This is a genomic window from Streptomyces sp. NPDC038135, from assembly GCF_055601245.1.
In genome coordinates this window covers 355349-368534 of the sequence record NZ_JBVJXS010000002.1, presented here as the reverse complement: position 1 = coordinate 368534, position 13186 = coordinate 355349, and the positions used below count along the sequence as shown (strand labels likewise).

At 76.1% G+C, this 13186-nt stretch carries 8 protein-coding genes; 7 read left to right on the top strand and 1 reads right to left on the bottom strand.

The window, feature by feature from the left end; genetic code table 11:
* The first annotated feature begins 44 nt into the window (after window positions 1-44).
* From ACZ7JA_RS05975 to ACZ7JA_RS05955, 5 genes are all read left to right on the top strand, one after another.
* Window positions 45-1352, top strand: a complete 1308-nt coding sequence (locus ACZ7JA_RS05975) for a hypothetical protein (RefSeq protein ID WP_351659161.1) — start codon at window positions 45-47, stop codon at window positions 1350-1352.
* Window positions 1349-3826, top strand: a complete 2478-nt coding sequence (locus ACZ7JA_RS05970; RefSeq protein ID WP_470807376.1) for a serine/threonine-protein kinase — start codon at window positions 1349-1351, stop codon at window positions 3824-3826. Before ACZ7JA_RS05975 ends, ACZ7JA_RS05970 begins: the two co-directional genes overlap by 4 nt.
* A 3-nt stretch (window positions 3827-3829) precedes the next feature.
* Window positions 3830-5167: a PP2C family protein-serine/threonine phosphatase gene (locus ACZ7JA_RS05965; RefSeq protein ID WP_351659155.1), complete on the top strand. Its 1338-nt coding sequence runs from the start codon at window positions 3830-3832 to the stop codon at window positions 5165-5167.
* Between the two features lie 101 nt (window positions 5168-5268).
* Window positions 5269-6615 (top strand): vWA domain-containing protein, encoded by a 1347-nt coding sequence (locus ACZ7JA_RS05960; RefSeq protein WP_401131448.1) that lies wholly within the window; start codon window positions 5269-5271, stop codon window positions 6613-6615.
* A 78-nt stretch (window positions 6616-6693) separates the two neighbouring features.
* Window positions 6694-8055, top strand: coding sequence for an FHA domain-containing protein (locus ACZ7JA_RS05955; protein ID WP_351659150.1), 1362 nt, complete (start codon window positions 6694-6696; stop codon window positions 8053-8055).
* A gap of 6 nt (window positions 8056-8061) precedes the next feature.
* Here ACZ7JA_RS05955 and ACZ7JA_RS05950 read toward each other — a convergent pair whose 3' ends face one another.
* The gene (locus ACZ7JA_RS05950; RefSeq protein ID WP_470807370.1) at window positions 8062-9039 is read right to left on the bottom strand and encodes a methyltransferase domain-containing protein; all 978 of its coding nucleotides are present in this window, start codon (window positions 9037-9039) and stop codon (window positions 8062-8064) included.
* Between the two features lie 94 nt (window positions 9040-9133).
* Between ACZ7JA_RS05950 and ACZ7JA_RS05945 the strand changes: the two genes are divergently transcribed.
* Entirely contained in the window at window positions 9134-9538 is a 405-nt protein-coding gene (locus ACZ7JA_RS05945; protein ID WP_470807368.1) for a globin, read from the top strand.
* A gap of 155 nt (window positions 9539-9693) precedes the next feature.
* A complete protein-coding gene (locus tag ACZ7JA_RS05940; RefSeq protein ID WP_470807366.1) occupies window positions 9694-13056 on the top strand; it encodes an FtsX-like permease family protein in 3363 nt (1120 codons plus the stop codon).
* Window positions 13057-13186: the final 130 nt, after the last annotated feature.

Below are 13186 nucleotides of genomic sequence, written 5' to 3'. Positions count from 1 at the left end.
CCCGACCCGATCCAGGCCAACCACACAGCAGCGAGAGGTGATCGATGGGCGTCACGGACCCCGCCGGGCCGTTGATGGACCGGGACGAGGTGGACCGTGCGCTGGCGCGGCTCGGCGCGGAGCACGAGGCGATCGAGACCTCGCTGCTCGCCCTCCAGGACCACGCGGGCCGCAGACTCCTCGAAGGCGCCGAGCTGACCGGCGTCACCCGGCAGCGCTGGCAGGCCGCGGAGGCGTCGATCACCCTGCTGTGGGCGTACTTCGACGCCTACACGGCGGCGCTGCGCTCCGCCCGGGAGATCCGCGCCCGGCGCCGCTGGTCCAGCCGCGAGGACCTGGCGGAGCTGACCGAACTGCTGCGCGGCGCGTCCGTCACGGTGCCCGGGGGCGCGGACCCCGCCGGCGCCGCGAAGCTCAGCGAGAGCTTCTCGCTCACCACCCTGGTCGACCGGATGAACGAGCTGTACGCCTCCTCGCTCGACCTGGTCGTCACCGCCGACGCGGTCTGGTCGGCGCTGCCCGCCCGGATCGATTTACTCGCCGCGGAGCTCCAGCGCACCCGCAGGCTCGCGCACTCGGTCGGCGTCCGCCCGGGCGAGCACGCGGCCGGTGACGACCTCGAGCGCATCACGCGCACGCTGACCGCCCTGCGCGCGGACGTGGTCTCCGACCCGCTCGCCTTCTGGGTGCGGGCCGAGGGCAGTTCGGCGCCCGGCGGCGGCCGCCCGGACACCACGGTGTACGACCGGGAGGCCCGCGCCCTGGAGGACGTGCGGCGCGAGATCGACGCGGTGCTGACGGTCCGGCAGGACGCCGAGGCGCGGCTGATCCGGCTGCGGGACGTGCTCTCCCGCGCGGACCGCACCCTCGCCGAGGCGCGCACCGCGCGCGGCGAGGTGCTGGCGAAGATCGCGGCGACCGAGGTGCCGGTGGTCAGCGGCCCGCCGACCGCGCTGCAGGAGCAGCTCGCCGCGGCCGCCGAGTACCGGCGGCACGCGCAGTGGCACCGGCTGTCCCCGCTGCTGGAGTCCCTGGAGCGGAAGGCCGAGGACGAACTGCTGCGCGCGCGTGAGTCGCTGACCGCCGTCACCGCGCCGCTCGCGATCCGCGCCGAGCTGCGCGGCCGGCTGGACGCGTACCGGGCGAAGACCACCCGCAACGGCCTCGCCGAGGACCCGCTGCTGGTCGAGCGGTACGACGCGGCCCGGCGGATGCTGTGGAGCGCCCCCTGCGACCTGCGCGTCGCCGAGCAGGCCGTGCTGCGCTACCAGCAGGCGGCGGCCGAACTGCTCGGCGCGCCGGGCGTCCCCCGCCAGGGCGGACCCGAGGACCGTAGAGGTGAGTCGTCATGAGTCAGGCACAGCGGACGTGCCAGCGGCCCGGCTGCGAGGGCTCCTACGAGGACGTCGGCGGCGGCGAGCTGTACTGCGACACCTGCGGCCTGGCCCCGGTCGTGGCGTCCGGGGGTCCCGGCTCCGGGGCGGGCATGGTCGGCTCGCCGGCCACGGGCGTCACGAAGGGCTCGGGGACGGGCGCCGGCGGCCGCAGTTCGCGCACCTCCTCGCAGGCGTCGAGGTCGCGCCGCTCGGTGTCGGGGCGGCTCTCGCGCGACCTGTCGGGCGGCTCCAGCGCCCGCTCGGTGTCGGTGCGCAGCTCCGGTTCGTCCTCCGGCGCCTCCACCCGCGGGCGGCTCGGCGCCGGGCTGGTCTCGGTGCCGCAGGTGCCCCGGCCGGACCCGCGCGCGATGGTGCTGGAGAACCCGGAGGTGCCCGAGCGCAAGCGGTTCTGCTCGCGGTCCGACTGCGGGGCGCCGGTCGGGCGCTCCCGGGGCGAGCGGCCGGGGCGCACGGAGGGGTTCTGCACCAAGTGCGGGCACCCGTACTCGTTCGTGCCGAAGCTGAAGGCCGGGGACATCGTGCACGGCCAGTACGAGGTCGCGGGCTGTCTGGCGCACGGCGGCCTCGGCTGGGTCTACCTCGCCGTGGACCGGGCCGTGTCCGACCGGTGGGTGGTGCTCAAGGGCCTGCTGGACACCGGCGACCAGGACGCGATGGCGGCGGCCATCTCCGAACGTCGGTTCCTCGCCGAGATCGAGCACGCCAACATCGTGCGGATCTACAACTTCGTCGAGCACCTCGACCAGCGCACCGGTTCCCTCGACGGCTACATCGTCATGGAGTACGTCGGCGGCAAGTCGCTGAAGGAGATCGCCAACGCCCGCCGCACGCCCGACGGCAGGCGTGACCCGCTGCCGGTGGAGCAGGCCTGCGCGTACGGCATCGAGGCGCTGGAGGCGCTCGGCCACCTGCACAGCCGCAACCTGCTGTACTGCGACTTCAAGGTCGACAACGCCATCCAGACCGAGGACCAGCTCAAGCTGATCGACATGGGCGCCGTGCGCCGCATGGACGACGACGAGTCGGCGATCTACGGCACGGTCGGGTACCAGGCGCCGGAGGTCGCGGACGTCGGCCCGTCGGTGGCCAGCGACCTGTACACGGTGGGCCGTACGCTCGCCGTCCTCACCTTCGACTTCCAGGGCTACACGAACGTCTTCGTGGACTCCCTGCCCGACCCGGACAACATCGAGGTCTTCCACCGCTACGAGTCCTTCTACCGGCTCCTCGTCCGCGCCACCGACCCCGACCCGGCCCGCCGGTTCGCCTCCGCGCAGGAGATGTCGGAGCAGCTGACCGGCGTCCTCCGGGAGGTCGTCTCACTGCAGACCGGGCAGGCCAGACCGGCCCTGTCCACGCTGTTCGGGCCCGAGGTGAAGGTCGTCGACACGGAGCTGTTCCCCCGGGCGCACGGGGACGTGTCGCTGCTCGGGGCGCGTCCGGCGCGCGGCGCCGCGCCGGCGCCCGCGCTGCCCGCCCCGGCCGTCGTCAGGCCCGTGGACACGCCGGCCGCCGCCCTGGCGCTGCCGGTGCCGCTGGTCGACCCGAACGACCCCAACGCCGGTTTCCTGGCCGGGCTCATGGCGTCCGCGCCGGCCGAGCTGATCAGCGCCCTCGACGCGGCGCCCGCGCCGAGCGTGGAGTCGCGGCTGCGGCAGAACAGGGCCCGGCTGGAGAACGGCGAGCACCGGGCCGCGCTCACGGCCCTGGACGAGCTGGAGGGCGAACGGCCCGACGACTGGCGGGTGGTCTGGTACCGGGGCGTGGCGGCGCTGGTCACGGGTGACTTCGAGGGCGCCGCGCTCGGCTTCGACGCGCTCTACGACGCCTTCCCCGGCGAGGCGGCGCCCAAGCTGGCGCTCGGCCTGTGCGCCGAGGTGCTGCACCAGTTGGACAACGCGGCCGAGTACTACCGGCTGGTGTGGTCGACCGACCCGAGCTTCGTCAGCGCCGCCTTCGGACTTGCCCGGGTGCGGCTCGCGGCCGGTGACCGGCGCGGCGCCGTCGACACCCTGGAGTCGGTGCCCGAGTCGTCCATCCACTACACGGCCGCCCGGGTCGCCGCCGTCCGGGCCCGGATGCGCGGGCGTACGCCGAGCGCCGGCGACCTGCCGTTCCTCGACGACCTGACGGCCGCCGCCGGGCAGGTCGAGGCGCTGGAGGCGTACGGTCTGGACCCGGCGCGCCGCGAGCAGTTGTCCGCCGAAGTGCTCGGCAGCGCGCTGGACTGGGTACTCTCCACAGGCCGGGACACCGCTCCGCCGGCCGCCGGCGGACGGAAGGTGCTCGGCAGCGGTCTGGACGAACGGGGCCTGCGCTTCGGCCTGGAACGCGCGTACCGCACGCTGGCCAGGCTGGCGCCCGGCGGCGAGGAGAGGATCGAGCTGGTGGAACGGGCCAACCGTTACCGCCCCCGGACGTGGGTGTAGTTGATGTCGCAGATGCCCCAGCAGGCCGCACTGGAGAAGTGCCCGAGCTGTGCCGAGCCGCTCGAGTCGGGTGACCTCTTCTGCGGCGCGTGCGGATACGACCTGTCCGTCGTGCCCGCCGTGCCGCAGGACCACCCGACCCTCACCATGACCGGCTCCGCCGGGCCGGGGGACGGCGTGGACTGGCCGGCCCCCGAGCCCGCCGGCTCCGACAGCACCCAGCCGGTGGCGCACTCGTCGACCGACGTGCCCGGCACCGACTCGGGCGGCAACGCGCTGCACCACGAGGAGCCGGCCGCGCCCGGCGTCCGCTTCGACCGGCGCCCGGAGCCCGACGAGTACCCGCTGCAGGCCCCCGACCCGCGCGCCTCGGCCGGTCCCGCCGCGCCGCCGGCACCTGCCGCTTCCGACCCGGCCGCCGCTCCCGCGCAGGTCTGCGTGGCCTGCCGGGCCGGCCGGGTGGACGACGACGGCTACTGCGAGAACTGCGGGCACGCCCAGCCCCGGGAACGCGACCGGATGGAGCGGGAGTCGGGCCCGGTGGCCGCGGTCAGCGACCGCGGCCTGCGCCACCACCGCAACGAGGACGCCTTCGGTGTCGCCCACACCGTGCTGCCCGACGGCTCGCCCGCGGCGCTGGCCATCGTGTGCGACGGCGTGTCCTCGGCGACCCGGCCGGACGAGGCGTCGATGGCCGCCTCGCAGGCGGCCGTCGACACCCTGCTGGCCGCCCTGCCGCGCGGCACCCACCCGCAGGCGGCGATGCACGAGGCGATCGTCGCCGCCGCACAGGCCGTCAACTCCCTGGCCGAGGAGCCCGAGGCGGCGCGCGAGCACGACCCGCACCAGAACTCCCCGGCGTGCACCATCGTCGGCGCGATCGTCACGGGCGGGCTGCTGGTGGTCGGCTGGGTCGGCGACAGCCGCGTCTACTGGGTGCCGGACGACCGCTCCGCTCCCCCGGCCCGGCTCACCGAGGACGACTCCTGGGCCGCGCAGATGGTCGCGGCCGGCCTGATGAGCGAGGCCCAGGCGTACGCCGACGAGCGCGCCCACGCGATCACCGGCTGGCTCGGCGCGGACGCCTACGAACTGGAGCCGCACACCGCCGCCTTCAAGCCGGACCGGCCCGGAGTCGTGCTGGTCTGCACCGACGGCCTGTGGAACTACGCCGAGACGGCCGAGGAGATGGCCGAGGCCGTGCCCGCCGACGCGGCCGCCCGTCCGCTGCACAGCGCCCGCGTTCTGGTGGGCCACGCCCTGGACGGCGGGGGCCACGACAACGTAACAGTGGCCGTCGTGCCGTTCCCCGCGGCGCCGCAGGGGGCAGGATCGGCCTGAGGCCGCACCATCACGGGGAAGCCCGGCGGACCGGAGGGGACCGGTCCGTCCACCGGCACTGCCTCGCGCCAGCGGGGCGTCACAGGGGGATCCGAACAGTCATGGCCAATTTCGCCAAACCGAGCGTGCCGCAGTTCTCGGTCGACGTGTACCAGAACGAGTACCTGCCCGAGGGCGGCCGAGAGGTCAACGCCATCGTCACCGTGACCGCCACCGGCGGCGGCACGGTGGGCGGCGCCGTCACGGCCCCGCATCCGTACCCGGCCGGCCAGGGACCCTCCGCGGCGGTCGCCGTCATGGTCGACTGCTCGGGCTCCATGGACTATCCGCCGACGAAGATGCGCAACGCCCGGGACGCCACGGCCGCCGCGATCGACACCCTGCGCGACGGGGTGCGCTTCGCGGTGGTCGGCGGCACCCACGTGGCCACGGAGGTCTACCCGGGCGGCGGGCGGCTCGCGGTCGCCGACGCCGGCACGCGCGAGCAGGCCAAGCAGGCGCTGCGCCGGCTCGCCGCGGGCGGCGGCACGGCCATCGGCACCTGGCTGCGGCTCGCCGACCGGCTGCTGTCCTCGGCGGACGTGGACATCCGGCACGGCATCCTGCTGACCGACGGCCGCAACGAGCACGAGTCGCCGCAGGACCTGCGGGCGGCGCTGGACGAGTGCGCCGGGCGGTTCACCTGTGACGCGCGTGGCGTGGGCACCGACTGGGAAGTGAAAGAAGTCACAGGCATCGCCTCCGCGCTGCTCGGCACCGCCGACATCGTCGCCGACCCGGCGGGCCTGGCCGCCGACTTCACGCGGATGATGGAGGCGGCGATGGGCAAGGAGGTCGCCGACGTGGCGCTGCGGGTGTGGACCCCGGTCGGCGCGAACCTCCGGTTCGTCAAGCAAGTGGCGCCCTCCGTCGAGGAGTTGACCGACCGCCGCACCGAGGCGGGGCCCCGGGCCGGGGACTATCCCACCGGGTCCTGGGGCGACGAGTCCCGCGACTACCACCTGTGCGTGGAGGTCCCGGCGGCCGGTCTCGGCCAGGAGATGCTGGCCGCCCGGATCTCCCTGGTCGTGCCGCAGCCGGACGGCCAGGTGCGCAACCTCGGCGGCCAGGGCCTGGTCAGGGCGGTGTGGACGGACGACATGGCGGCCTCCACCTCGATCAGCCCCCAGGTCGCCCACTACACCGGGCAGGCCGAGCTGGCGCAGGCCATCCAGCAGGGCCTCGACCTTCGCAAAGCGGGCGATTTCGAGCGGGCGACGGCCAAACTGGGGCGCGCCGTCCAGCTCGCGAGCGCCTCGGGCAACGCCGATACTGCGAAACTCCTTTCGAAGGTGGTGGACGTGGTCGACGCCGCGACAGGTACTGTGCGGTTGAAGGCGAAGGTCGCGGAGGCCGACGAGATGACCCTCGAGACCCGGTCCACGAAGACTGTTCGTGTAAAGAAGTGACCCGCGGGAGACCGCGGGGACGACCAGGAAGAGATCCGGACGTACCGGAGGACCCTCAGGAGAAGGGGAAGCGCCGACATGCCGACCTGCCCGAACGGACACCAGTCGGGTTCCGACGACTGGTGCGAGGTCTGCGGTCACCGCATGGCCGGTGCCGTACCTCCGCCCCCTCCGCCGCCCCCGCCGGGCGGTGGCTACGGCTTCCCGCCGCAGGGCGCGCAGCCCGGCGGCCGCCCGTCCGCGCCCGGCGGCCACGAGCCGGAGCTGTGCCCGCAGTGCCGCACGCCCCGCGAGGGCGGCGCCCCGTTCTGCGAGGAGTGCCGGTGGAACTTCCTGACCAACACGGCCACTTCCTACACCCCGGCCGCCCCGCGCCCGCCGCAGCCCCGCTTCGAGCCGCCGAGCTCGACGTACGGCGGCGGTGACTCGTACGAGTACCAGGGCTCGCGGCCCTCGCAGGTGAACCGGCCCGCCGAGCCGATCCCGTCCTTCGGCAGCGAGCCGTCGGGCCCGACGCCGTTCGCCGGCGAGCGCGGTCAGTCCGGCTTCGGCGGCGGCCGGCCGCCGGCCGGTCAGCCGCCCTTCGGGGGCGTACCGGGGCAGCAGGGCCCGGGCGGTCCCGCGGGCCCCGGCGGTCCTTCCGGCTTCGGCGGCGGTCCCGGCGGCCCGGGCGGTCCGGCCGGCGGTCCGCCGCCCTTCGGCCGTGAGCCCGGTGGTCCCGGTCCGTCCGGCTTCGGCCCCGACCCCTCCCGTCCGGTTCCGCCGCCGCCCGGCCCCACCCCGCCCGCCGGTCCCGGCGGTACGGCCGGCGGTCCGCCGCAGGCCTTCCAGCAGGCCGGGGCGCCCGCCTTCCCGCAGGAGACCCGCCGGCCCCCGGCCGGCGGCGGCCCCTTCGGCGGCGGTGAGGACGACTGGGTGATCTCCCCGCCGTCCGCCGGCGGCCCCGGCGCCCCGGGCGGCGGCTACGGCTACCCGCAGCCCGGCGCCACCCAGGCCCCGCCCGGTCACGGCTTCCCGCAGGCCCCGCAGGGCCCGGCCACCTGGACCGCGACCATCGGGCCGGACCGCGACTACTTCATGGCGATGATGCAGCGCTCCGGCCCCGAGGCCGCGGGCCTGAACCTGCCCGCCTACTCGCCCGAGCAGCAGCGCACGCTCACCGGCAACCAGATCACCATCGGCCGCCGCCGGCACTCCACCGGCGACACCCCCGACATCGACCTGTCGGTGCCGCCGGAAGACCCCGGCGTCTCGCACCAGCACGCGGTGCTGGTGCAGCAGCCGGACGGCAACTGGGCGGTCGTCGACCAGAACTCGACCAACGGCACCACGGTCAACGGCTCCGACGAGCCGATCCAGCCGTTCGTGCCGGTGCCGCTGCAGGACGGCGACCGGGTGCACGTGGGCGCCTGGACGACGATCACCGTCCGCAGGGGCTGAGGCGCCTCACGGGAGGGGCCAGGTGTACGGCCCCTCCGGGTCGTCCAGCCAGGCCCAGGTGCGGCCGCCGCCGACCGTGACGCCGTAGCGCTCCCGGTCGGGGCAGCCCTCGCGCTCCCACAGCGCGTGGGCCTCCCGCGGGTCCAGCACGCCCCTGGTCAGGTCCAGCAGGAAGCGGAACGGCTCCTGCTCGCGGGCCCGGCCCGGCAGCCCGCTCAGCGACACCGCCTCCGGCTCCGCCCGTCCCGCGCCGCGCAGCGGCACGAAGTAGGCGGCCGTGGGCAGGAAGCGGCCCTCGGCGTGGCCGGGGCCGCGGACGGTGAGGGCGAGCAGGCCGGTGGCCAGCGGGGTCAGGATCCGGCCCCCGGGCCGGCACTGGGCGAGCCAGGCGCCGGGCACCGTGGGCAGCCCGCAGGTGGCGACGATCCGGTCGAAGGGCGCGCGCTCCGGCACTCCCCGCGCGCCGTCGCCGGTGACGACGGCCGGGTGGTGGCCGGCCGCGGCCAGGTGCTGCCGGGCCGACTCGGTGATCTCCGGGTCGAGGTCGACGGTGGTGACGAGCACGTCGTCGCCGAGCCGGTGGGCGAGCAGGGCGGCGTTGTAGCCGGTGCCGGCGCCCACCTCCAGGACCCGGTCGCCGTCCTCGACGCCCAGCGCGGCCAGCATCATCGCCATCAGGGAGGGCTGACTGCTGGAGGAGAGCAGTTCACCGTCGCGCAGCCGGGTCGCCAGCGGGGCGTCCTCGTAGGCGCCGCACACCCAGCGCTCCCGGGCCCCGGGGTCCGGGCTCTGGCCCCAGCGGCGTTCGTAGCCGCCCCTGACGCCGACGTAGTAGTACGGCACGAACAGGTGCCGGGGCACCGTCGCGAACGCCTCCCGCCACACTGGGTCCTCCGCCCAGGCGCCCTCGGCGTCGATCTCCCGCACCAGCGCGGCCCGCGCCTCGGCGGCCAGCCGCTCGATCCCCGCGTCGTAGGCGCACATACCCCCACAGTAGGGGCGCGGGGCGTCCGGGAGCCCCAGGCGGAGGGGTCCTGGGCCTCGGGTCCTCGGTCACCGGGTCTGAGAGCATGGACGGGTGAATGAGATTCGGCGCGGCACGCTTCAGGAGCAGACGTTCTACGAGCAGGTCGGCGGGGAGGAGACCTTCCGTCGGCTCGTCCACCGTTTCTACGAGGGGGTCGCCGAGGACCCGCTCCTGCGGCCGATGTACCCGGAGGAGGACCTGGGCCCGGCCGAGGACCGGCTGACCCTGTTCCTCATCCAGTACTGGGGCGGCCCCAGCACCTACAGCGAGAACCGCGGCCACCCGCGGCTGCGCATGCGGCACGTGCCGTTCACGGTGAACCGCGCCGCGCACGACGCCTGGCTGAGGCACATGCGGGTCGCCGTCGACGAGCTGGGCCTGTCCGAGGAGCACGAGCGGACGCTGTGGAACTACCTGACGTACGCGGCGCAGTCGATGATCAACACCCCTGAATGACCGGCTGAATCCCGGATTCCGGTCGTTCCGCGCCGGATTCCGGTCACGATCCGGTATAGACCGGTCGGCAACCGGTTACCCGTGACCGTCCCCCTCTGCGAGCATCACCGGGATCGACAGAGCGCTTGCGGAAGTCGGGACGACACGGGGGTCGGGTGACGGGGTTCGTCGTGTCACGCGCGCGGGCACACCGCCTGCTGCTCGGCTCCGCCCTGCTCACGGTCCTGCTGACCACCGCCGTGCTGGCCACGCTCACGGCGTACTCGGGCGCGATCGGGGACGCGGCGCTGCGCCATGTGCTGAACGACCCGCGCAACACGGCCGCCACCGCCCTGATCGTCAAGGCCGACGTCCCCGCCGAGGAGCAGGCCGCCGCCGGCACCGCCGTACGGCAGGGCGCCCGGACGGCCTTCGACGGGCTGCCGGTCACCGTGCGGACGCTGCGCCGCTCCGGCCCGTACGCGCTCCCCCTGTCCCTGCGGCCGGCCGCGCGGCGCTCCGGAGACCCGGACCTGACCTACTTCGCGGCGCTGGACCACACCCAGGTGCGGACCACCGCCGGGCGGCTCCCGGGCCGGAGGGCCGGCGAGATCGAGGTGGCCCTCCCGCAGGCCGCCGCCCGGCCGCTCGGTCTCGAGCCCGGCGACCGGCTCACCCTCGCCGACCGGCTCGGCGACCGCCGGGTCCGGGTGCGCGTCACCGGGCTGTACCGGCCCGCCGCCACCGGCGCGCCGTACTGGCGGCTGGACGACCTGCTCGGCCGCGGTGTGAAGAAGGCCGGCTTCACCACGTACGGTCCGCTGCTCGCCGATCCCTCGGTCCTCGCCGGCGGGCGGGTGAGCACCGGCGCGACGGCCTGGCTGGCGTCGGCCGACTTCGGCGCGATGACCACCGGGCGCACGGGGGAACTGCGCGAGGCCGCGGGGGCGGGCGGCGGGAAGCTGCGCAAGGCCGCCGCCCTGCGCGGTGCGACGGCGGTGACGACCTCGCTCCCGGACGTGCTGGACCGCGTCGACCGCTCGCTGCTCGTCGCCCGCTCCACGCTGCTGATCGTCGCGCTCCAACTGGTGCTGCTCGGCGGGTACGCGCTGCTGCTGGTGGCCCGGCTGCTGGGCGCAGAACGGGCCGCGGAGACCCGGCTGCTCAGGGCGCGCGGCGCGTCCCGCCCCAGGATCGCGGCCCTCGCCGGGGCCGAGGCGCTGCTGCTCGCCCTCCCCGCGGCCCTCTGCGCACCGTTACTCGCCGGACCGCTCACCGCCCTGCTCACCGCACACGGCCCGCTGGCCCGTCTCGGCCTGCGCCTCGACCTCCCGCCCGCCGGGAGCCCCGGAGTGTGGCTGGTGGCGGTGGCGGTGGCCCTGGGCTGCGCGCTGACGGTGACCCTCCCGGCGCTGACGGGCGCCGGCACGGAACCGTCCGGTCGCCGCGGGCGGCGCGGCGCGGAGTCCGGCCGGACGCGCGCTCCGCGCGCCCCCCGCTTCCGTGTGCGCCGTTCCGCGGGCCCGCCCGGCGCCCGGCCCCGCCGCGCGGGCGGCGGTCTCGTCCCCACCCCGCTCCGCGCGGGCGCCGACCTGGGGCTGCTCGCCGTGGCCGGGGTCGCCTACTGGCAGTTGCGGCAGCAGGGCTCCGGGGGCGTCGCCACCGACCGGTCGGGATCGCTCGGGGTCGATCCGCTGCTGGTCGCCGCGCCCGCGCTGGCGCTGCTCGCCGGGACGGTCCTCACCCTGCGGCTGCTGCCGCCGGTGGCACGGCTCGCGGAACGGTGGGCGGCGGCCGGGCGCGGGCTGCCCGCGGCGCTGGCCGGCTGGCAGTTCAGCCGCCGCACCGCGCGCGCGGCGGGGCCCGTGCTGCTGCTGGTGCTCGCCGTCGCGCTCGGCATCCTGGCCATCGGCCAGGGCGCCTCCTGGAACCGCTCGCAGGACGACCAGGCCGATTTCCGCGCCGGGGCGCCGGTGCGGGTGCTGGACGCCGGGCAGGGCGGACCCGGCCGTACGGACGCCTACGCGGCCCTGCCGCACGTCCGCGGGGCGGTGCCCGTCGTACGCGCCGAGCAGGGCCTGTCCGGTGACCGTACGGCGACCGTACTGGCCCTGGACACCGCGCACGGGGCGAACGCGCTGCTGATGCGCCCGGACCTGGCCGACGAACCGGTGCGGTCGCTGATGGCCGGGCTGACGCCGAAGGACATCCCGGTGGGGGCCCGGGTACCGGCCCGCACCGCCCGGCTGCGGCTGACGGCGAGCCTGCGCAGCTCCACCGGCCCCGGGACGACCGCCGAGGCGTCGGTCCGGCTGGAGGACGCGGCCGGGGTGCCGTACTGGTTGCCGGCCGGGCTGCTGCCCGCCGACGGCCGCCCGCACACCCTCGTCCTCGACCTCGGCTCCGCCGACGGCCCGGCGCTGCTCACCGGGCTCCGGCTCGACATGCCCCAGCCCGCCGAGCGCGCCGAGCGGCACCGGTTCACGGTCCGCGACCTGACCGCCGAGGGCACCGACGGCACCAGGCGCCCGCTCACCCTGCCGGCGTCCTGGACCACGGCCGTGGAGACCGGCGGCATGGCCGTCCCGTCCTCGCGCACCGACCCCGCCCGGCCCCGCACCGTCTCCACCCGTCCACCGACGTTCTCCTACGGCACCGGTTACCTGCCGGACGCCGACATCTGGACGGTCGCCACGGTGTCCGTGCGGTTCCAGGTGACGCGGCCCGCGCCGCCCGAGGTGCGGGCCGTCGTGACCGACCGGTTCCTGGCCTCCGCGGGCGCCCGCACCGGACAGCGGCTGGACGTCGTCATCGGCGGCGAGAGCCTGCCGGTGCGGATCGTCCGTTCGGTACGGGCGCTGCCCTCCACCGGAACGCCGGCCGCCTCCGCCGACCACGACGGCGGCGCGGTCCTGGTCGACCTGCGCGCCGCGAACCGGGCGCTGCAGGCGCGGTACGGGGAGAGCGCCACCCCGAACGAGTGGTGGCTGCGGACCGCGCCCGGCGACGCGGCCCGGGTGGCCGCCGCGGTGCGGGCGCTGCCGGACGTCGACCCGGAACAGGTGGTGGTCCGCGACGAGATCGCCGCCGAGCTGCGCGACGACCCCTTCGGCGCCGGACCCACGGCCGCGTTCACCGCGGCCGCCGCGGTGGCGGCCGCGCTCGCCGCGGTCGGCTTCGCGGTGGGCGCCGCCGGGTCGCTGCGGGTACGCGAGACGGACTTCGCCGTGCTGCGCGCCCTCGGCGCCCCGCGCCGCCGGCTGGCCCGGACGGTCGCCGCCGAACTCGCCGTACTGGTGGGCCTGGCGCTCGTGGTGGGCGCCGTCCTCGGCACCGTACTGGCCCGTGGGGTGCTGCCGTTGATCGTGCTGACCGGCGAGGCCACCCGGCCCGTGCCCGGGCTGCTGGTGCTCCTGCCTCCCGGGCAGGTGGCGTTGCTGCTGGCCGGCGTCGCCGCCGCGCCCCTGGCGGTCGCCGTCGTGACCGCCCTGCGCCGGAGCGATCCGGCCCGGGCGCTGCGTGAACAGGGGGGTGAGTGACGTGCGTTCCGCACCGGCCGTCGTCGCGCCCCGGCAGGTGGCGTTGCTGCTGGCCGGCGTCGCCGCCGCGCCCCTGGCGGTCGCCGTCGTGACCGCCCTGCGCCGGAGCGATCCGGCCCGGGCGCTGCGT

Bases quoted from the DNA above. Each gene is read 5' to 3' on its own strand.
- ACZ7JA_RS05960 (WP_401131448.1), top strand. From the start codon at position 5,269: ATGGCCAATTTCGCCAAACCGAGCGTGCCGCAGTTCTCGGTCGACGTG.
- ACZ7JA_RS05950 (WP_470807370.1), bottom strand. From the start codon at position 9,039: ATGTGCGCCTACGACGCGGGGATCGAGCGGCTGGCCGCCGAGGCGCGG.
- ACZ7JA_RS05955 (WP_351659150.1), top strand. From the start codon at position 6,694: ATGCCGACCTGCCCGAACGGACACCAGTCGGGTTCCGACGACTGGTGC.
- ACZ7JA_RS05970 (WP_470807376.1), top strand. From the start codon at position 1,349: ATGAGTCAGGCACAGCGGACGTGCCAGCGGCCCGGCTGCGAGGGCTCC.
- ACZ7JA_RS05975 (WP_351659161.1), top strand. From the start codon at position 45: ATGGGCGTCACGGACCCCGCCGGGCCGTTGATGGACCGGGACGAGGTG.
- ACZ7JA_RS05965 (WP_351659155.1), top strand. From the start codon at position 3,830: ATGTCGCAGATGCCCCAGCAGGCCGCACTGGAGAAGTGCCCGAGCTGT.